The sequence below is a fragment of the Flavobacterium sp. UBA4197 genome (assembly GCF_002379575.1).
Classification (GTDB): domain Bacteria; phylum Bacteroidota; class Bacteroidia; order Flavobacteriales; family Flavobacteriaceae; genus Flavobacterium; species Flavobacterium inviolabile.
Genome location: NZ_DFUB01000023.1, coordinates 64,365 through 85,505, shown reverse-complemented (window position 1 = coordinate 85,505; position 21,141 = coordinate 64,365). Strand labels below are relative to the sequence as shown.

General features: G+C 40.5%; 18 protein-coding genes. 4 read left to right on the top strand and 14 right to left on the bottom strand.

The window, feature by feature from the left end; translation table 11 throughout:
* Window position 1 precedes the first annotated feature (1 nt).
* From B3394_RS13790 to B3394_RS13775, 4 genes are all read right to left on the bottom strand, one after another.
* Complete coding sequence (locus tag B3394_RS13790) at window positions 2-898, bottom strand: HlyD family secretion protein (RefSeq protein WP_286925623.1); 897 nt, start codon at window positions 896-898, stop codon at window positions 2-4.
* Between the two features lie 17 nt (window positions 899-915).
* Entirely contained in the window at window positions 916-2,184 is a 1,269-nt protein-coding gene (locus B3394_RS13785; RefSeq protein WP_286925622.1) for a TolC family protein, read from the bottom strand.
* A gap of 24 nt (window positions 2,185-2,208) precedes the next feature.
* Window positions 2,209-2,814: a TetR/AcrR family transcriptional regulator gene (locus B3394_RS13780; protein WP_177734295.1), complete on the bottom strand. Its 606-nt coding sequence runs from the start codon at window positions 2,812-2,814 to the stop codon at window positions 2,209-2,211.
* 170 nt (window positions 2,815-2,984) lie between these two features.
* Complete coding sequence (locus B3394_RS13775) at window positions 2,985-3,851, bottom strand: bestrophin family ion channel (protein ID WP_286925621.1); 867 nt, start codon at window positions 3,849-3,851, stop codon at window positions 2,985-2,987.
* A 348-nt stretch (window positions 3,852-4,199) separates the two neighbouring features.
* Here B3394_RS13775 and B3394_RS13770 point away from each other — a divergent pair, with 348 nt between their 5' ends.
* Window positions 4,200-4,619: an OsmC family protein gene (locus B3394_RS13770; protein WP_177734297.1), complete on the top strand. Its 420-nt coding sequence runs from the start codon at window positions 4,200-4,202 to the stop codon at window positions 4,617-4,619.
* A gap of 67 nt (window positions 4,620-4,686) precedes the next feature.
* Here the strand turns inward: B3394_RS13770 and B3394_RS13765 are convergent, their stop codons facing one another.
* From B3394_RS13765 to thrA, 5 genes are all read right to left on the bottom strand, one after another.
* A complete protein-coding gene (locus B3394_RS13765; protein WP_177734298.1) occupies window positions 4,687-5,400 on the bottom strand; it encodes a YebC/PmpR family DNA-binding transcriptional regulator in 714 nt (237 codons plus the stop codon).
* Window positions 5,401-5,508: 108 nt separating this feature from the next.
* Entirely contained in the window at window positions 5,509-6,591 is a 1,083-nt protein-coding gene (gene gcvT, locus B3394_RS13760; protein WP_286925620.1) for a glycine cleavage system aminomethyltransferase GcvT, read from the bottom strand.
* A gap of 73 nt (window positions 6,592-6,664) precedes the next feature.
* Window positions 6,665-7,957: a threonine synthase gene (gene thrC, locus B3394_RS13755; RefSeq protein ID WP_286925631.1), complete on the bottom strand. Its 1,293-nt coding sequence runs from the start codon at window positions 7,955-7,957 to the stop codon at window positions 6,665-6,667.
* A gap of 13 nt (window positions 7,958-7,970) precedes the next feature.
* On the bottom strand, window positions 7,971-8,894 hold the full coding sequence (locus B3394_RS13750) for a homoserine kinase (protein ID WP_286925619.1): 924 nt from the start codon (window positions 8,892-8,894) through the stop codon (window positions 7,971-7,973).
* Between the two features lie 11 nt (window positions 8,895-8,905).
* A complete protein-coding gene (gene thrA / locus B3394_RS13745; RefSeq protein ID WP_286925618.1) occupies window positions 8,906-11,347 on the bottom strand; it encodes a bifunctional aspartate kinase/homoserine dehydrogenase I in 2,442 nt (813 codons plus the stop codon).
* 433 nt (window positions 11,348-11,780) lie between these two features.
* Here thrA and B3394_RS13740 point away from each other — a divergent pair, with 433 nt between their 5' ends.
* Window positions 11,781-12,593, top strand: coding sequence for a toxin-antitoxin system YwqK family antitoxin (locus B3394_RS13740; RefSeq protein ID WP_286925617.1), 813 nt, complete (start codon window positions 11,781-11,783; stop codon window positions 12,591-12,593).
* Between the two features lie 133 nt (window positions 12,594-12,726).
* Window positions 12,727-13,572 (top strand): NAD(P)H-hydrate dehydratase, encoded by an 846-nt coding sequence (locus B3394_RS13735; RefSeq protein WP_286925616.1) that lies wholly within the window; start codon window positions 12,727-12,729, stop codon window positions 13,570-13,572.
* A gap of 65 nt (window positions 13,573-13,637) precedes the next feature.
* Here B3394_RS13735 and B3394_RS13730 read toward each other — a convergent pair whose 3' ends face one another.
* From B3394_RS13730 to B3394_RS13710, 5 genes are all read right to left on the bottom strand, one after another.
* A complete protein-coding gene (locus B3394_RS13730) occupies window positions 13,638-14,795 on the bottom strand; it encodes an FAD-dependent oxidoreductase (RefSeq protein ID WP_286925615.1) in 1,158 nt (385 codons plus the stop codon).
* Window positions 14,796-14,824: 29 nt separating this feature from the next.
* A complete protein-coding gene (locus tag B3394_RS13725) occupies window positions 14,825-15,568 on the bottom strand; it encodes a helix-turn-helix domain-containing protein (RefSeq protein ID WP_286925614.1) in 744 nt (247 codons plus the stop codon).
* Between the two features lie 4 nt (window positions 15,569-15,572).
* Entirely contained in the window at window positions 15,573-16,799 is a 1,227-nt protein-coding gene (locus B3394_RS13720) for an MFS transporter (protein ID WP_286925613.1), read from the bottom strand.
* 229 nt (window positions 16,800-17,028) lie between these two features.
* On the bottom strand, window positions 17,029-17,619 hold the full coding sequence (locus B3394_RS13715) for a TetR/AcrR family transcriptional regulator (protein ID WP_177734308.1): 591 nt from the start codon (window positions 17,617-17,619) through the stop codon (window positions 17,029-17,031).
* A gap of 206 nt (window positions 17,620-17,825) precedes the next feature.
* Window positions 17,826-19,187 carry a redoxin family protein gene (locus B3394_RS13710; RefSeq protein ID WP_177734309.1) on the bottom strand — a complete coding sequence of 454 codons (1,362 nt, stop codon included), beginning with the start codon at window positions 19,185-19,187 and terminating at the stop codon, window positions 17,826-17,828.
* A 145-nt stretch (window positions 19,188-19,332) separates the two neighbouring features.
* Here B3394_RS13710 and hutH point away from each other — a divergent pair, with 145 nt between their 5' ends.
* On the top strand, window positions 19,333-20,841 hold the full coding sequence (gene hutH / locus B3394_RS13705; RefSeq protein WP_286925612.1) for a histidine ammonia-lyase: 1,509 nt from the start codon (window positions 19,333-19,335) through the stop codon (window positions 20,839-20,841).
* Window positions 20,842-21,141: the final 300 nt, after the last annotated feature.

Below are 21,141 nucleotides of genomic sequence, written 5' to 3'. Positions count from 1 at the left end.
TTTAGTTTTGATGTTTGAATTTCACATCGCCATACATGCCTATTTTCAGTAAACCGTCATTGCTTACTTTGATCTTAACAGCATATACCAGATTCGCACGTTCGTCTTTTGTCTGTATGGTTTTCGGTGTAAATTCGGCTTTGCTGCTAATCCATTCGACCGTTCCGGGGTAGCTTTTTTTCGTGTCGGCATTGGTATAAACGGTAACTTTTTCATTCAGTTTTATTTGGGAAAACTGGTCACCGGTTATGTATGCTCTTAAAATAATGCTGCTCAGATCGGCAATCTTGTATAGTGGTTTTCCAATCGAAGCCATTTCTTCCGGTTCGGCATATTTGGTTAATACGGTCCCGTTTACCGGATTGATGATTCTGGATTTTTTCAGCTGATCGTTGAGCTGTCTGATCTGAACGTTTAGCGTAGCCGAATCTTCATTTAAAGAAGAGGCAGTGATCGATAACGCAGATTGGGCGGCATCCAGCTGTTTTTGTAAAATGTTTACCTGCGCATTGGCATCGTCCAGCTGTTTCCGGGTTGCCGCATCCGCTTTTACCAGGTTATTGATTCTTTGCTGTTCGTGCCGGGCCTGTTTTAGTTGTTCTTTATAGGCCGCAATTTGTGTTTCAATATTGGGTTTTTTGCTTAAAGTAGCTTTTATCTGGGCTTCCAACTGCTCTTTTTTAAGCGATAGCGGAATGGTATCGATATAGCCGATAAACTGGTCTCGGGTGAGTTGCTGACCTTCTGCTATAGCCAACGCTTTGATGGTTCCGTTTGCTTCGGCAGAAACGATGGTTTCAACAGCTTCAAACGTACCGGTTGCATCATATCCGTTTTCGGTATTGTTGCAGGCCATAAAAAAGGGGATGGCAATAATGGTAAAAAGTATCTGTTTCATTCGTACGGTTTTTGGAATTAATTACCCTGTGTTAATCGGACTTTATATTGTGCGGCAAGCAATTGTATCTGATGCAGTATTTTATTCTGCCGGGCTGTATCTTCTGCGTTAACTTCCCGCAGGTAATCGCTGGTGGTGCTCACACCGTTTTCCAGTTGTGCCAGAGCTGCTTTTTTGATGCTGCCTCTCAGACTGATGATTTCTTGATCGGAGATAAGATAACCGCTGAGCCTGCTGATCTCTTCATTTTGCTGTTGCAGCTGGTAGTTGGTATTGAACAGAAACGTTTCTTTTTGTATGCTGATATCCTCTTTATTGATATTCAGCAGGTCTTTTTCTTTTCGCTGGGTATAATACCCGAAAAGGGACCAGTTCAGCCGGATACCGCCAATATAATAGGCCTCAAAATCATTACTGAGCATGTTCAGAGCCGGTTTTCCCATACCGCCCTGGAAAAAAAAGTTTAGTTTAGGAATGTTCTTTATGGTAATTGCCTGTTGCTGTATGTCAATATTTTTTGTCTGCTGTTCAAATAAGCCTAATTCCGGCCGGTTGTTTTGAGTAGAGAGTACCGGTGGGACAGGAGTGACCAGTAGGGTATTGTCGTCCAGCGGTTTGTTCAGGAATAATGCCAGCATGTTAAGATAGGCCTTTTTATTGCTCAACAGCGTGAGCGTTTGCTGGCTTACGGTCAGGTATTCTGCTTTTAGTATGTCCAGGCTGCTTCTGAAAACGGTTCCATTGGCAAGCTGCGCCTCCGTTTTCTTTATACCAAGCGCAATATCGTCTTTTTTAAGAGCATTTTGCCTGAGCTGTTCGTTGACTAAAAGGATCCCAAAATACAAATCGTTGATCCGCTCTTTTAATTTATAGAGTTCCACTTCAAGTTTCTGCGCTTCCACAAGTGACTTTGATTCCTGCGACAGTTTTTGCTGTTTGATCATACCACCGTCATAGACTACCTGATTGATCTCGCCGTATATCTTATACTGGTCTTTGTCTAAAACCGGAATAGTGGTGTTGGGCAGCTGTATCGGAACCTGCGTTACTTCCGATTGATAGCTGGCCTGTCCGACAATATTTACCTGTGGCAGATAGCCTTTGGAAATGTTCTCGATACTGTAATCCCTGCTTTTCAGGATTAATTCCCGCTGTTTGGCTAAAGGATAATGTTCACTGGCAAGGGCATAACAGTTTTCTATAGTGAGCGTCTGTGTTTCCTGTGACCGGATTGGCAGGCTAAAGAAAGCGGATAGTACCGTGAAATAAAGTATACTTTTCATCATTTGATTAATTAGATTAAAAAAATGCTATGTTTCTAAAATCGCTTTGACCCAGACCGGAATCATTTTTTTTCGTTCCAGAATGAAATTATTAAAGCTTTCCGAAGGCATTACCGTGCTGGTTTCCAATACGGGGCGGGCTATAAACGGAAATATGATCATGCCTAAAAGGGTAATGATAAAGTGTAAGGCTTCGACATCCGGCTTTTTCTCCTGCAATTGTCTGGCAAATGAAGAATTGACCAGCAGCTCTTTTACAGAAACCCTTTTGCTGAGGCGCCCGGGATTGTGCCGGATCTCACTGAGTACAAACATGGGCAAATCCGGATTGTTAAGCAGCATGTCCAGATAATGCTGTGTTAGCTGTTCAATCTTTTCCTCTAAACCGGTTGCCTCATTGCTCAGTATTGGTGTGATCAATCCGAAGAATTGCTGCGTTTTTTCGGTCATCACCAATTCAAATAGCTTTTCCTTACTCCTGAAATAATAATTCAGCAGTGCTAAATTCAAACCGGCTTCTTCAGCAATGTCCCGGGTGCGTGTTGCGGCATAACCTTTTTGGGTAAAGACTTTTCGTGCGGCTGCTTTGATCCGTTCTTCAGTTGAGCTGTCTTTTTCAATTTTCTTTGGCATGAGGGCTTCGTTTCCACAAAGTTAGCAAAGCAAAATAATTTAAACAAATTTTTTAATCATTTGATTAAAAATAATAAACTGACGGTTAGCAGGTTAAAAAAAATCCCTTCTCTGAATGATACCGGAGAAGGGATTTTTGTTGTGGTTTATTTTTACGGTTATACGCTTGTTCAGAGTTCTATTTTTGCCAGTTTTTGGGCAGAAGAATCATTTAAACCAAGGTCAAAAGGTTTTTTAGCGGTTCTTTCAATTAAGGTGAAAACACAGGAAATCAAAAGACAGAAAGGTATCGTTAACAAGACAAAATCGCTGCCTAATTTTCGGAATTCATTAATAAGCCCGAAAGGAAGCAGGATAATGAACAGTCGGATCATAACAAGATTGATACGGCTGAAAAAGCCATTGGGAGTATAGTTTGTTATTTTTTCGCATTGCTGCTGTAAATCATACAAATCGGCTAATTTTCGCAGCATTTCAATATATTGCTGGTTAGTGATCTGCTGGTTGTTATACAGCTCTTTAATGATGACCGATTGTAGTGCAATCAATTGTTTGGCACTGTTTTTCTGCAAAAGGATATCGTTTAGGCGCTCCGGAGCAATATAATTTGCAAGCTCATTTTTCAATGCCTGCATTGCTGCCGGACCCGGCTGGTTGTTGTTGTGTTTTAACTGAAAACGCAATAGCATGATCCAGGCATATTGATTGTGCACAAGTGTTTTGTAGGCACTATTGCTTTTCGGAATAAAATGCTGCACAGTAGTATTCCAGTCGGTGCTTTGGGTGATAATGTTATTCCATATCAGACCGGCATCTGCCAAACGCTTTTGCATCTGGGTATTTTTCATGGCAACCACAATGGCAGCCGTAATCCCGACAAGGGCAACCGGAATCCATGGAATAACGATCCACTTCATGTTAAAATACTGGTATAATAATGTTGGAATAACAGCCCATAATACTAAAGTATAGCTGATTTGTTCCGGCCAAAAGAAATATTCTTTGACGTTTTTCTCGTTGTCGGTTTTCATTCTCATTATGTCGTTTGGTTGGGTGAAATTTTAAAAAGTTGTAGTAGTCGCCTTTTCGGTTATATTATTTTTGTAAAGCCTGTTTTTGTGATATTAATAGCTGTTTTTGGAAATTGTTTATTGGTTTAACATAAAATTATGATTTTTTCGCACATATCTTTATTTCGTGTGCTAAAAATAAAATGATTTCGATAAAGTGTGTGATTTTACCGACGAACGACACTTTTTTATCTCATATTGCACTGTTTTGTTTTAAATATTCGGGCGAATTATCGATTAATTTATGTTATGGTTAGGATTTGTTAACAAACAAATAGCTAACTTTATAGGAATTAAAAATTAAATCAACCTACTATGAAATTAATACGAAAAGCCAAAGCCAACTGGCAGGGTACCGGAATGGAGGGTAAAGGAACCATCTCCACACAAAGTACTACTTTAAATAATGCCCAATTATCGTTTAAAACCCGTTTTGAAGATGGAGTAGGGACAAACCCTGAAGAATTGATTGGTGCGGCTCATGCCGGCTGTTTTTCAATGAAGCTGAGCTTTGTATTGTCGGAATTGGGATTTGTACCCGAAAATATCGATACTACTGCAAAAGTAATTTTTGAAGATGGTAAAATCACCCAGATCCATCTGGAGTTGGCTGCAAAAGTTCCGGGAATTTCGGAAGACGATTTTCAGAAAGCCGCTTTAAATGCCAAAGAAAATTGCCCGGTATCGCAGCTGTTAAAAGCAGACATCTTTTTGTCGGCGACCTTAGAAGCATAAACAAAAAGGCTATAAAATAAAAAACTACGGATCGCTCCGTAGTTTTTTTATGTTTTAATCGGGAATATTATTCTTCAACCATAGTGTGGTATACGTTCATCACATCATCGTCTTCTTCAATTTTTTCCAGTAGTTTCTCAACATCAGCAACCTGTTCTGCATTCAGTTGTTTGGTTACCTGCGGAATTCTGTCGAATCCGGAAGATAAAATTTCCATATTTCTGTTTTCCAGTTCTTTCTGAATAGCACCAAAGCTTTCAAAAGGCGCATACATCATGATACCGTCTTCGTCTGCAAAGATCTCTTCCACACCGAAATCGATCATTTCCAGTTCTAATTCTTCCACATCCTGACCTTCAGATGGAATTCTGAAATTACAGGTATGGTCAAACATGAATTCTACAGAACCCTGAGTACCCAAAGTACCGTTGCATTTGTTGAAATAGCTTCGGATGTTGGCAACAGTTCTGTTATTATTATCGGTAGCGGTTTCAATTAAAATGGCAATACCATGAGGGGCATATCCTTCAAATAAAACCTCTTTATAGTTAGCGGTATCTTTATCGGAAGCTTTTTTAATGGCGCGTTCCACATTGTCTTTCGGCATGTTGGCAGCTTTTGCATTTTGCATTACTGCACGCAAACGGGAATTTGTTTCCGCATTTGGTCCGCCTTCTTTAACGGCCATTACAATATCTTTTCCAATTCTTGTAAACGTTTTAGCCATTGCTGACCAACGTTTCATTTTTCTCGCTTTTCTAAATTCAAACGCTCTTCCCATAAGAGTTAATTGTTTTTTGTTATAGTTTGTAAAACAGTGTGCAAAAATAAAATTATTACAGCACTTTAACAAAAAAAGAGACTTCTTTTGAAGCCTCTTTTTTTATAATTATTTTTTGTAAAATGGTAATTTAACCACTTTTGCAGCTACATCATTTTTTCTGATTCGGATAAAAATTTCGCTGTCAACAGCCGATAAAGCCGTTGGAACGTATCCTAATCCGATTCCTTTGTTTAACGATGGCGACATTGTTCCGGAAGTTACTATTCCGATTACGGCACCGTCTTTGTCTACGATTTCATAATCGTGACGCGGAATTCCTCTTTCTGTTAATTCAAAAGCAACCAGTTTTTTAGTTACTCCGGCTTCTTTTTGTTTTTTAAGGTTTTCCGAATTGGTAAATTCTTTATCAAATTTTGTAATCCATCCTAATCCTGCTTCTAATGGAGAAGTGGTATCGTTAATGTCGTTTCCGTAAAGGCAGAATCCCATTTCAAGACGTAAAGTGTCACGGGCTGCCAATCCGATCGGTTTGATTCCGAAAGCGGCTCCGGCTTCAAAAACGCTGTTCCAGATTGTTTCGGCATCTTCATTTTTGAAATAAATTTCAAAACCTCCGGAACCGGTATAACCTGTTGCCGAAATGATTACGTCTTTCACTCCTGCAAATTCAGCAGTCTGGAAAGAATAATACGGCATATTGATCAGGTCAGTAGCTGTTAACGACTGCATTGCCTCAGCTGCTTTTGGTCCCTGAATAGCCAGTAAAGAATAGGAATCGGAAGCATTTTGCATGTCCACTCCTAAATCATTGTGCTTGGAAATCCAGTTCCAGTCTTTTTCAATGTTGGAAGCATTTACGACCAGCATATAATCGTTATCGGCAATTTTATAAATAATTAAATCGTCAACAATTCCGCCTTCGTTGTTTGGTAAACAGGAATATTGTGCTTTACCGTCTACTAATTTGGAAGCATCATTTGAAGTTACTTTCTGAATTAAAGCCAGGGCATTTTCTCCTTTCAGGAAAAATTCCCCCATGTGCGAAACATCAAAAACACCTACGCCGTTACGAACCGTTTCATGTTCAATGTTAACTCCTTCATATTGAACAGGCATATTATAACCTGCAAACGGAACCATTTTTGCTCCTAAACTTTCGTGAACGTGCGTTAATGCTGTATTTTTCATTTTGTGCTGTATATTTATTTTAGGTCGCTAATGTATTGATTTTTTATGGAGTGGCAAAAGGGATAAAACGGGATTATTTTTTCATCAGGTAATTTTTCAGTTCTTGATAGGATTTTATTTTATGACTCACTTTTTCTTTATTCAAAATCCGTTCAATTTGCTCCGGAACGGGCAGCGTTATGTTTAAACTGGAAGCCACAATATCGGCAAACTTGATCGGGTGGGCGGTTTCCAGGAAAACACCGATACTGCCGGATTGCTGCGGCATTTCCTGCTGCAAACCAAGATAGCCCACAGCTCCGTGTGGTTCCGAAAGATAGCCGTTTTCCCGATATAGTTCTTTTATAGCTGCCAGTGTGGCTGCATCGGTAAACGAAAAGGACGAAAAATCCTGTTCCAGTTGTTTTAAATCATGCTGATACAATTCCAGAATGCGGACAAAATTGCTGGGACTGCTCACATCCATGGCATTGGATATCGTGGCTACTGTGGGATTGGGCGTGTATGTTCCGGTTGCTAAAAAACGGGGTACGGTATCGTTGGCATTCGTGGCGGCAACAAAACGGGCAATGGGCAAGCCCAGGCGTTTGGACAGCATTCCGGCACAGATATTTCCGAAATTACCGCTCGGACAGGCCAGAATTACCGGTTTGTTGTATGACTTCAAAGTTTTGTAAACAAAGAAAAAATAGAACATTTGCGGCAGCCAGCGGGCAATATTGATGGAATTTGCAGATGTGAGGTGCATACCGGCTAAATCGGCATCGGAAAAAGCTTTTTTAACCATCGCCTGGCAATCGTCAAAAGTGCCGTCCACTTCAAGGGCACTGATGTTTGCTCCCAAAGTGGTGAGTTGTAATTCCTGGATAGCACTGACTTTCCCGCCTGGATAGGCAATCACCACGTCGACATTTTTGGTTCCTAAAAAACCGTTGGCAACCGCACCGCCGGTATCGCCGGAAGTAGCCACTAAAACGGTTGTTTTACAATCATTCTCCCGGTTAAAATATTCCAGGCAACGGGACATAAAACGGGCACCTACATCCTTAAAGGCCATTGTAGGACCGTGATACAATTCTAATGCGAAAATATTATCGGCTACCGGAATGACCGGAAAATCAAAACATACTGTATCCTGTATGATCTGTTTGAGTACCGTTTCCGGAATTTCGTTTCCAACGAAAGGCTGAATTACCCGGAAGGCAATTTCTTCATTGGTTAAAGCTGTTATTGTTTCATAAAATGATGCCGGCAGCGGTGTTATTGTTTCCGGGAAATACAAACCGTTATCGGGTGCGATACTTTGCATAACGGCTTCCCGGAAAGAGACTTTATGGTTCGGGTTATTCAGGCTGTAATAGTTCATTTGTACGGTTTTATCAGTTGATGATTCGTATGCCATCCGGATTTATTTTCGAAACATAAATTTCAAACGGAATGGTGGTATCGCTATATATTTTTTTCATTTCAAGCGCAACTTTTTGAGCCGTTTCAATTCCCTGACTTAAAGCGTAAATTGAAGGACCTGATCCGGAAATTCCGGCACCCAGTGCACCGTTTTTTAAGGCGGTTTCTTTAACCAGATCAAAGTTAGGAATATATCTTTTACGCAGGGGTTCTATGATTTCATCCTGTAAAGAACGCTGGATCAGTCCGTAATCGTTTGTGTACAATCCGGCAATCAGTCCGCCGAGATTTCCCCATTGTCTGATGGCGCTTTTTAACGGAATTTCGGGTGATAAAACTGCCCGCATTTCGGATGTTTTCAAGGTTATCTGCGGGTGGATTACCGTTGCAAATAAGGCTGGAGGACTGTCAATGCGGATGATGTCCAAAGGATCATAACCTCTGATGAGTGTAAAGCCGCCCAAAAGTGCCGGAGCAAGATTATCGGCATGTTCGCTTCCGCTGGCCAGGGCTTCTCCTTTCATGGCAAAACGGACCAATTCTTTTGCGGTAAAAGGTCTGCCCAGTAATTCATTAATACCGAAAACGGCTCCGGCTGCACTTGCGGCAGAACTTCCGATGCCGCTTCCGGCTTTTATATTTTTTGTGATTTCAATGGCAAATCCGCAATCGGGCTGAACGGCTTCCAGTAAGGCCATAGCCGCCACGCCGGCAACATTCTGCTCCGGTTCAAGCGGTAAATCGGCTCCGGTTATCCGGGTAATCCGGATTCCTTTGGTATCGGTTTTATAAATAATCATTTCGTCGCCAATCGTATCCAGGCACAAGCCTAAAACGTCAAATCCACAGGACAGATTGGCAATCGTTGCCGGACAAAATAGTTTAATACGGTTCATTTTTTCGGGATTTAAACGTTGCCAATTCGAATTACATCTGCAAATATTCCGGAAGCAGTTACAGCCGCTCCGGCACCGGCACCTTTTATCAGCAGCGGCTGTTCGGAATAACGGTTGGTATAAAACAACACGATATTGTCTTTCCCTTCCAGGTTATAAAAAGGATGTTCTTTAGCGATGCATTGCAAGCCTACGGATGCTTTGCCGTTTTCAAATTGTGCCACATATTTTAAGCGGCATTCTTTTTGGGCGGCATCCAGATAGAGATTTTTAAAATGGACGGCATTGGCCTGCAGGGATTCCAAAAAGCCGGGAACAGTTGTTGCTGTCAGAGCATCTTCCGGTAAAAAGGACTGGTTATGAATGTCGTCAATTTCCATCTGGTAACCGCTTTCCCGGATTAGGATCAATATTTTCCGCATGACATCAATTCCGCTTAAATCGATCTTCGGATCCGGTTCGGTATAGCCTTCCTGCTGTGCCTGATTTACAATATCGTGGAAGCTGTTGTCTTTATTAAAGTTGTTAAAGATAAAGTTTAAACTACCCGATAAAACTGCCTGAATTTTATTGATTTTATCACCGGAAATAATTAAATTCTTTAAGGTGTCAATAATGGGCAGACCGGCTCCGACATTTGTTTCATACAGGAAAGGAGCATTGTACTTTTTAGACAGCGATTTCAGGTGCTGATAGTGCTCATATTCCGATGAACAGGCAATTTTATTACAGGTTACCACAGCCACATTCTGCTTTAAAAAGCGGTCGTATATGCCGGCAATATGCGCATTGGCCGTATTGTCAATAAAGATGCTGTTGCGCAGGTTCAGTTTTTCCACATTGGCAATAAAAGCTTCGGTATTGTTGGCTTCTCCGGCTTCCAGGTGTTCTTTCCAGTTGTTCAGGGCAATTCCTTCGTCGTCAAAATACATTTTTCTGGAATTGGAAATAGCAATAACCCTGACATTCAGTTTTAAATTGTCTTTCAGGTATTTTTTCTGCTGGTTGATCTGATCGATAAATTTTCCGCCTACATTTCCCACACCGCTGATAAAAAGGTTCAGCTGCCTGATGTTGTCTTCAAAGAATCGCTCGTGCAGTGTGTTCAATGCTTTTTTGACATCTTTTTGCTGGATAACCACCGAAATATTGCGTTCGGAAGCTCCCTGTGCGATCGCCCGGATATTCACATTGTTTTTGCCTAAAGTACTAAACATCCTGCCGCTTAAACCCTGGTGGTTTTTCATGTTTTCGCCCACCAGGGCAATAATACTGAGGTTGTTTTCAATACAGGAAGGTTTGATTTTCAGCTGTTTGATCTCGTATTGAAATTCCATATCAATAGCCCGTTTTGCCCTGGAAGCATTTTGTTCTGAAATACCAATGCAAATGGAATGTTCCGAGGATGCCTGTGTGATAAAAATAATGTTGACCTGCTCTTTGGCAACCGCGCCGAAAAAACGTTTGGACGCACCGGAAACACCAATAAGCCCGGAACCTTCCAGAGTGATCAGCGCAATATTATCAATATGGCTGATGCCTCTGATGGAATCCTTATTTGGAACGACTTCATTGTGGATAACAGTGCCGTACTCTTCCGGGGCAAAAGTATTCTTAATGTGAATCGGGATATGTTTGTTTAAAACCGGCTGAATGGTTGGGGCATACAATACTTTGGCTCCGAAATGGGATAATTCCATTGCTTCTTTATAGCTGATGTCCGGAATTGGCCTGGCTTGTTTGACAATTCTGGGATTGGCAGTAAACATGCCGCTCACATCAGTCCAGATTTCCAATTGTTCCGCATCGAGCGCAGCAGCAATAATAGCAGCAGTATAATCAGAACCGCCACGTCCCAAAGTAGTGGTCAGACCGTTATAGGCTTCTGCTATAAATCCGGGTAATATTGTAATTTCTGCCTGGTTTTTATCAAAGAAATACTGGATTAAGAAATCGGTAGTTTCAAAATTTACATGGGCATTGCCAAAGTTGGCATCGGTTTTAATAAGCTCGCGGCTGTCTGCATAAGCGACTTTACCAGGCAGTTGTTTTAGCTTCTCATAAATAATACGGGAAGAAAGCAATTCTCCGTAGGCGAGTATGGTATCGGTTGTTTTGTCTGACAATTCCCCTAACAGGAAACAACCTTCCAAAAGCGAAGCGATATGGGCAAAAGCCGCTGTAATGTATTGGTTTATTACGTCTTTGTTTTCCTCAGGCAACAGCGCTTCAACAGTACTGAAATGCCTGTCTTTTATTGCTATAAGCATATTTTTATATTCGGGATCTTTATGTTTCGCTTTGTTTATCGCTTCAACTAAAGCATCGGTTATACCGCCCAAAGCGGATACTACAACAACTTTTTTACCGCTTTTTTGTTTAATAATGGAAATGGACTGTATGATATTCTGGGCATTGGCTACCGAAGTGCCGCCAAATTTTAAGACTTTCATAGGATTATCTTTTTGGATCCATCTGTTGTTTTACAAATGAATACGATTAAAAATATAAGGGAAAGGGTTGTTAAGAGAAACAACTAAGCCGTCTTGTTAAAAATAACAAGTGCACACAATGGATTATATGTAATGATTATACCCCTAAAGGGGTAGTTGTTGTAGTTGTAGATGTTGTAGCAACGGCAGTTGCAACCGATACAGTTACGGTTGTAGCAAGAGGGTAATATTTGCTATTGTTGCTTAACATTAAAACAAATATAATTATTTTTTGTTTTAAAATGGCAAGCTGCCGGTATAAATTCACCGGATGTATTTTGGCAACAGCATTGCAATCATTGATTTATATGAAAAAATAACGAAGATTTTTGTTTTGCCATCTCTGTAAAGTTGTGTATAATTGCGTTCTCACAGCAATTATTACCAAAACAAAATGCTTAAAAACAGTTACCTCTTAGCCTGTTTGTTATTAACAGGTGTGCTATATGCCCAGGAAAACACGCAAAGTCATTCCCCAACGCCCATAACGGTGGATGAGCTGTCGTATACAGACGAAAAAAGCGGGAAGGGAAGTTATCAGGATAATCAGAAAACGGGGTTATGGACCTATTTTTATGATGACCAAAAGCTATGGAAAAAAGGGGAATATGATAAAGGGAAGGAAACCGGTACCTGGCGGATCTATTATAAAAACGGCAATGTAAGATTTTTAGAAAACTACAGCAATGGCATCCGGCACGGAAAAAGCATGGCATATTATGAAGACGGGAAGAAAAAATTGGTGTCCAATTATGCGGATGGCAAACCGGATGGTGAATTTATAGTGTATTTTGATGACGGTAAAAAGTACACGGTTCAGCATTATGACAAAGGAATTAAAACGGGTAAGTATACCGAATACTATCATAACGGAAAAATTAAAACGGAAGAGTTTTACATAATTGGCAAACCGGAAAGAAAATATATAACGTATTATGAAAGCGGCAAAGTAAAAGAAGACGGTTTCCTGAAGGGTAATTCCATTACTGGAGAGCACACGACCTATTTTGAAAACGGAATCGTTACCATAAAAGCGATAATGGCCGATAACAGGCTAATGGAGGTTTTGGAACGCCATGATAAAAACGGTAACAAATTAGATCCGGGTACGCTTAAAAACGGCAATGGCATTTTTAATCATTATGATGATAACGGCAAATTGCTTGCAGCGGTAGTATTTGAAAACGGAAGGCCTAAAAAACAATAGGCTGCCTATCTTTAAGTTAGGACCATATTTCGCTGTTAATAATACTGTAATATAAAGGCAGGATTAGCAGCGATGATAAAGGGACTATGCAGAAATAGTTGTAAATTTATAGAAGTCTTTAAAATCGGAAATAATGGAAAATTTGATGCGAACAGATAAGAACGAAATTCTAAAGCGATTTAAACCGATTGATAAATTTGCGCATAAAGGGCTGCAGGGTCACGCTTTGATTGTGGGCGGCAGTTATGGCAAGATCGGTGCTCCGGCACTGTCGGCTAAAGCCTGTTTGAAATCCGGAGCCGGATTGGTTACGGCATATATTCCCAAATGCGGTTATGATATCGTGCAGACGATAATTCCGGAAGTCATGGTCATTACCGATGATTATCCGACACATTTAACAGCCATCGACAAGGCAGTCGATTTCCGGGCAATAGGCATTGGAGTAGGAATGGGGCTGCATTCGGAAACCCAGCAGGCATTTTTTCACTTTTTAAAACTCAACAAAGCTCCTTTGATAGTGGATGCCGACGGACTGAATATACTTTCTGAAAATAAAGAATGGCTGGAACTGTTACCGCCCAAAACGATACTGACCCCGCATAAAAAAGAGCTGGAACGGCTTATCGGAGAATGGCATGACGATGCCGGAAAAATAAAAAAAGTGAAGACTTTTTCTAAAGAATACGATCTGGTAGTGGTGGTAAAAGGTGCGCCAACGGTGATTGTGTATCACGATGCCCTTTTTGAAAACAGCACCGGAAATCAGTCTCTGGCTACAGGTGGCAGCGGTGATGTGCTGACCGGAATTATTACCGGCCTGCTGGCACAATCCTACGAACCTCTTGATGCGGCAATAGTGGGTGTATATGTACACGGGCTGACGGCAGATATTGCTTTGTCGGATGTGGGGTATCATGCTTTTACCGCATCGGACTGTATTGACAATCTCGGAAAAGCATTTCTGACTTTATATTAAAAACCATTTTAGAATAATTGATAGCTAATCAGGGAACCGAAAATACCGGTTCCCTGATCAGGTTGCTATGCCTGCTGATCGAAACTGCGGAACATTTCCAGAATATACTGTAAAGCATCGGAACTGTGGAGTGCAACGGTATTGACCATGGTCATTGCAGTTACTTCAGCAGCTCTTTTCAGCATTTTTGTTTCGTATGTGCTAAAAGCCACTTTGGTATCACCGGATTTATCATCGAGCAGGATCTCGCTCAGTTCCAGCGCATCCAGCATTGCCATGTTAACACCTTCACCGGCATAAGGCGGCATTCTGTGTGCAGCATCTCCAATGATCGTAAGATTGCTTTGCGGTTCCCAATGCTGGCTGGACGGATAATGGAATAAAGGCCGTGGTATAATGGTTATTTTTTCTGCGGTAAATAATTCGTGCCACATCACGTCCCAATCGGGGAAGCTTTTAACGAACCAGTTTTTTACTTCCGGGATGTTTTTAAAATTGATGTTGCTCTCCGTTACCCAATTTTTATCTACTTTTTCACCGGTATAAAAAGCAATGCTTCCGTCACCTTTTGTACTAAGAATCAGGGACTGTTCGTTTCCTAATGCAAATAATTTACCTCCTTTTAACAGGTTGAAGAGTTTCGGAGTACTTTTTTCTGCCTCATAAATGTTGCCTTCAATGATGGTAACGCCGGAATATATCGGTTTTATAGCACTTAAATAGGGTCTGATCTTGGAATTCGCACCGTCTGCACCAATAACAATATCGGCATAAACGTTTTCTTTGTTGTGGAAGTGTAACCACCATCCGTCATTTGCTTTTTCCATCGAAAGGAACCGGCTGTCCCAGACCACGGTATCGTTCTGTAGTGATTCCAGTAATATTTTCCGAAGCGGACCTCTGTCAATTTCAGGTCGGTTTTCTGCTATACTACCTTCCTGATGATCGTCCAGGCAAATGGTACCGTGATGATCTGTTATTCTTAATTTTCCGGCATCCGGTAAATGGTTGGCATAAAAAGCAGCCATTAAACCAGCTTTTCGAAGTGCTGCCAAACCGGATTCTTCATGCAAATCCAGATTGGCGCCCTGTACTCTGGCATTTTTGTTCAGATCCCGTTCATAAACGGTTACCTTACAGCCTCCCTGCTGTAAAAGTCTTGCCAGCGTTAGTCCGCCCGGACCACCGCCGATTATCGCAATTTGTTTGTCTTTAAGATTCATTTCCGTATCTTTTTAATTACGGAACAAAGTTATTTTCCGGTGAGCGTTGAAAATTGTATAAATCGGTCGTTTTGATTGTGGCGTAGTTCTTTAGGAGAAACACCGGTTAGTTTTTTTACGGTTCGTATAAAATGCGGCTGGTCGAAAAAATCCTGCTCGGGAAACAGTTTGCCCTTTTTGATATGGTCAAAGGAAGCCCTGAACCGGAGAATATTGCAATAGGTTTTTAAAGAGATACCGTATTGCCTGTTAAAATAGCGGTTAATCTGCCGGCCGCTCCAATATACTTTTTCTGAAAATTCTTTTACCGATAGTGCTCCGTTTGAAGCATACATCAGATCGAAAAGTTTTATTTTTCTTTCGTCAATATTTTCAGGGATACGTTCCTGTATTGTATGGACTGCCTTTTGGCAAAAATGTTCAAAACTGTTTAGATCACCGGCATTAAAATCCCAAAAGCCGGCCAGTAAACGGATGGCGGTATCCAATAGGCCCGATACCGTTTGCTGTAGCAGATATTCTGCTGCAAGCGGCTTAAAGCTGATGGCAAAGGTGAGCGTTTGCGGCTCAATAGTGGCATAAGACGGTTGGGTTTCCAGCCCTAAAAGGGTGATATGGAACGGTTCGGTTGCCGATACTGAAAAAAACAAATCAATCCTGCCATCGGGCAATACAATGACCTCTTTGTTTTCGTCCGAAGGATTGTGCAGCATCCAGAAACTTTCAACAAAGGCGGCAATTGACTGAGGCGGATTGATCAGTTTATAGTCCACTCATTTACTTTTTTAAAACTAATTTGTTTACCCTGTATACCATATAAATGGTGAATAGCATAATGGTTGAGGCTATCATGGCTAGTGTATCATAATGCTGTAAAGGGGTAAAATTGTCTTTTTGTACAATAATAACTCCTGCGAGCATGGCTCCGAAACCACCTGCCATTTGCTGTAATGACGCATTGATGCTCATAAAAGCCCCTCTGTCCTGTGCCTGTGGAATGGCCGAGGTGAGCGCAATGGACGGCACCATCCGGCTCATTATTGCCACCATCATCAATACATTCATTGTCAGGACCAGCCAAAATGGTGTTGCCGAAAAATGGGCATAAATATTAATGATTATGATAGCGCAGCTAGTAGCCGCAGCAAATAATTTGAATTTACTGATTTTATCACTCCATTTTCCGATAAAAGGCATTGAAATTAGTGTAGCAATACCGGAAACCAGGAAAATAAGCGGTAATTGTTCTTGTGTTACTTTTAAATTGTTAATGGCAAATGCGCTGCCAAAAGGCATCATCATAAAGCCGCCAATGGATAGGAGGGCTGTTGACAGAAAACCGATTCTATAATTTTTTTTAGCTATTGTATGCAGCAAATGCTGGAAAGCGGTTTTATCTCTTTGCAATGAAAGGTGTTCGTTGATGGGTTTTAGTTTCAGGAACAGGGTAAGCGCAATAATACCCGCCATTACGGCTATCCATAAAAACGGAATATGCCAGCCCCATTTATTGGCGATGTATAAACCGATCGGGATACCCAAAACCTGGCTTGCGCCAAAGCCCATTTGAACAAAACCCATTACTTTCCCGCGCTGTTGCAGGCTGAACAGGTCGGCTACTATTGCCATAGAAATAGAACCGATTACCCCACCGAATATTCCGGTGACAATCCGGGCAATTACCAGTAGCGGGAACGTTGGCGCTAATGCGCAAAACAGGGTTCCTGTTGCAAAACCGATATAGAAAAATAACAGGAGTTTTTTACGGTCAAACCGGTCGGCAAAACCTGCTGTAAGAAGTCCGGAAATCCCTGCACTAAAGGCATAGGCAGATACCGCCACACCAAATTGGGAAGGGCTGATGCTTAATGTTTTCATCATAATATCTCCCAAAGGCGACATTACCATAAAATCCAGTACAACGGTAAATTGGGTGATGGCTAATAAGAAAACTACAAATTTCTGATAGCCGGTAAACGGTATTGTTGGTGTCTGATTGTTCATTTTATATTAATTCTTTACACTCATAATGATGAACGTTAATAAGTGCTATTATCTGTGATACCGTTAACGTATCGGTTACTATTCTTAAGACGCAATCAATATCATCCTGGTCAATGCTCCAGGCGGTTATCGCTATATGGGCGTTTAAAATTTTACGGATTTTGTTTTTTTTTTTTTTTTGATATTGGTCGCAAATATGAATATGTTTTGCAGTTTCATAACAATACTTTTATGGTGTTAGTGCTTTAATAACCAGTTCAAATGTTTCATCGCGGATTTCGTTGGTCAGTGTAAAAGGCATGCCGCCCATACTTTTACCCCTGTTATGAAAGCGGAGCAACGAATATAGCGGCCCGTAGGCAATGCTCCAGAATACATCTTTTGAAACGGGTATCATTTGTTTTTTTGCTACAGCATTGGTAAAAAAATCAGTCATTATGGTTCTGAAATCCTTTACACTTTCCTGAATGATATATTCGCCATAGGAGGAGTTTTGCAGTATTTCCAAACAACCCATTTCTGCCATGTGGTTTATCATGAAATCGGCCCTGTTTTCCCATTGCTTCCGGAGCCCGTCTACAAAGTGCATATCGGGTACGAATCCGTTCATCATGGCAGCGAAGAATTTTTGCCCGATTTCCACACCGATTTTTTTTATCAGATCGTCTTTGTCGGTATAGTAGATATACAGTGTTGCCACCGAAACATTACTTTCTTTAGCCAGACGATTCATACTAAAGCCTTCAATCCCTTTATCGGCAAGCATTTCTATAGCTTTTTGCTTTACCAGGTCTTCTTTATTAGTATCACGTGTTCGCATAGTCTTTCATTTTATCGGAACAAAAGTAATATTAATAAATGAATGTTCGCTTACTTATGAAAAATATTTTTTTAGTTTGGTAAAAATATTCAGAGAACACCTCGCAAATCCCATATCACCCCTCGTACTTCTAATTTCATAATTCACACTTCTTACCTCATATATCCTATATAAAAAAAGCGCTTCATTTTCGAAGCGCTTTTTTATTAAATCCCTAAGGAACGAAACAGTTCAACCAGTTTCGGATCGGATGGGCGCGGAGCATCGGCCGTTACGATATTTCCTTTAGTATCTACTAAAATAAATCTTGGAATACCTTCAATAGCATAATCTTTTACGAATTGAGAGTTCCAGTCGTTATCGGCAAACAGCTGAATACCGCCTAAGCTTTTTTCATTCACTAAATTTTTCCATTTTTCATGGTCTTTTTTAGCATCAATGGAAAGGCTTACAAATTCAATGTTTTTACCGTGATATTGTTTTTCCACTTCCTGTAAAAAAGGGATTTCTTTACGACACGGTCCGCACCAGGTTGCCCATACATCGATATACACATATTTTCCGGCTAACTGGTCTAAGGATGTTTTTCCGCCTTTATGGTTCTCGTAGTTGAATTTCGGCGACGGTTTTCCAACAGTTAGTGTTTTGATCTTATTAAACTTGGTCGTTAATTCATCTTTGAATTTCTGGTTAGTTGATAACGCCATTAATTCTTTATACAGGTTTTCGGCATCCGGATTTCCGGCTCCAACCTCATAACCTAAGTTTTGCAGTAAACTGTTTTTAATGCTCGGGCTCTTGATTTTTTTGATTTCCGGCAGGGCTACTTTTGAAGTGTAATCGGCATCTTCACCTAACTGTTCCATTATTTTCCCACGGAATTTAGCTGCTACAATCTGTTTGTAAGGATTTGAAAACAAGAAGTCTTCTTCACTATCCAGGTTTGTCTTTTCGTCAAAAAGAGGGAAGCCTGCCGATACTTTAAAATCTTCTTTTTTTGTATAATGCGCGTGGTAAGGAGCATAGTTGGCATTTAAAAGCTGCTCAAAATAATTGATGTTTTTTAGTTCGCTGGTTTTAAAAGCAGCATCACTGAACTTTGTTTTGTTGTATAACTCTAAAACCGTCTTTTTTAATTCGGAATTTTTGGTCAGGAATGTGTTTTCATCCTGGCTGTAAAAAGCTTGCGGATCGCCCAGTGCCTTGTTTACAATTTCATTCTTTTTAGCGATATACTGGTTTTCAACACTGCCGTTTCCGGAAAAAGCCAGGGTAGTGGTGAAGTTCTTATCGTCGGCATTAATTGCCAGCTTGGTACCTTTGGCCAGATATAAGGCAATACGGTTGTTTTTGGTGCCCAGAGTATAGGTACCGCTGTAGTCAATTGGAAAACTCTCCGAAAAAGATCCGTCGGGTTTTAAGGTGATTTCCTTTTCAAAGGCTTCTCCTCTGATTCTGATTTTGTTTTCATCAGCATTACTGATTTTACCCGATAAGGTAATGGTTTCTTTCGGACCGGCGAAAGAAGCAAAAACAATTACCAGTAGTAAATAAATTACTTTCTTCATGTTAAACAGGTTTTTAGTTGTTTGAATTTTAGTTGCTCAAATATAAGAATTGTGATTAATAATTCAATTATACCAAATACTAATAATATGTCTTGTTTTTTACCCGTAATTTGCGGAATTTTGAGGAATTAATTTATACAATAAAATGGATACAGTACATTATATAAGCTCCGACGTGATTTCATTGGAGTTACTACAAGAAATAATTACAGAGCATAAAACCCTTGCCTTATCGGAAGAAGCCCGTCTTAATATTGAAAAATGCAGAGCTTATTTGGATAATAAAATGCAAACACACAACGAACCTATTTATGGAATTAATACCGGTTTCGGATCTTTGTGTGATGTGAAAATTTCGAATGAAAACTTATCCAGATTACAGGAAAATTTAGTGAAATCGCATGCTTGTGGTACCGGTGATGAAGTACCGTATGAAATTGTGAAAATCATGTTGCTGTTAAAAATTAAGTCTTTGAGTTTCGGACATTCCGGAGTGCAGCTGCAAACGGTAGAAAGACTTATTGACTTTTATAACCACGATATTTTACCGGTTATTTATTCGCAGGGTTCTTTGGGCGCTTCCGGCGATCTGGCACCATTGGCACACTTGTCTTTACCGTTATTGGGAGAAGGAGAAGTATTTGCTGACGGCTTCCGCCAACCGGCGAAAAAGGTATTGGAAAAAATGGGTTGGGAACCTATTGTTTTACAATCTAAAGAAGGGCTGGCATTATTGAACGGAACACAGTTTATGAGTGCTTACGGAAGCTATGTATTGCTGAAAGCAAGCAAATATTCCTATTTAGCCGATGTTATCGGAGCCATCTCGTTAGAAGGATTTGACGGAAGAATCGAACCGTTTAATGAGCTGATCCATTTGGTTCGTCCGCACAAAGGGCAGATCAATACCGCAAAACGTTTCCAGGAATTACTGGAAGACAGCGAAATCATTGCACAGCCTAAAAAACATGTACAGGATCCGTATTCGTTCCGTTGTATTCCACAGGTGCACGGTGCTTCCAAGGATGCTATCGACTATGTGAAAAAAGTATTTAAAACGGAAATCAACTCCGTTACCGATAATCCGAATATCTTTATTGAAAGTGATGAGATCATCTCCGGAGGAAATTTCCACGGACAGCCTTTGGCTTTAGCCCTGGATTTCCTGGGAATAGCTTTGGCAGAACTGGGAAGTATTTCTGAAAGACGTACTTATCAGTTAATTTCCGGTTTGAGAGGATTACCGGCATTTTTAGTGAGCGACCCGGGATTAAATTCCGGATTCATGATTCCGCAATATACCGCGGCGAGTATTGTAAGCCAGAACAAGCAATATGCTACTCCGGCCAGTATTGACAGTATTGTTTCTTCAAACGGTCAGGAAGACCACGTGAGTATGGGAGCAAATGCAGCAACGAAGGCTTTAAAAATTATGGAAAATTTAGAGCGTATCCTTGCCATTGAATTGATGAATGCTTCCCAGGCAGTAGCATTCAGAAGACCTTTAAAATCAAGTGATTTTATCGAAATGTTCCTGAAATCCTACAGAGAAGAAGTGCCGCTTGTTCATGAAGACCGTATCTTACATTATGACATTGAAAAATCGGTTGCTTTCTTAAACAGCTTCCAGATGGACGAAGTGGTTTTTGAATAAGCCAATAGCTGATAAATGAAAAAGACTTCCATTGGAAGTCTTTTTTTTGTTTTACGAAATACCAGTTATGGTATCAAAACGGTAGTCGCATTTACACAAAAATGACACTTCATATCTGTCTGACGGGAACAGCTGAAATGATGTTTTATTTTCGTTATTGCTCCTAAAGCCCTATATTTGTGAATACAGTGTTTTGAAAACAGCCTTGTTTTCTTTTATTAAATCTACTTTTTTTTAAATCACCCCCGGAGGGAGCTGTCTTTTTTATCGGTGTTTATCCGAAATAAATGTTGACTATTT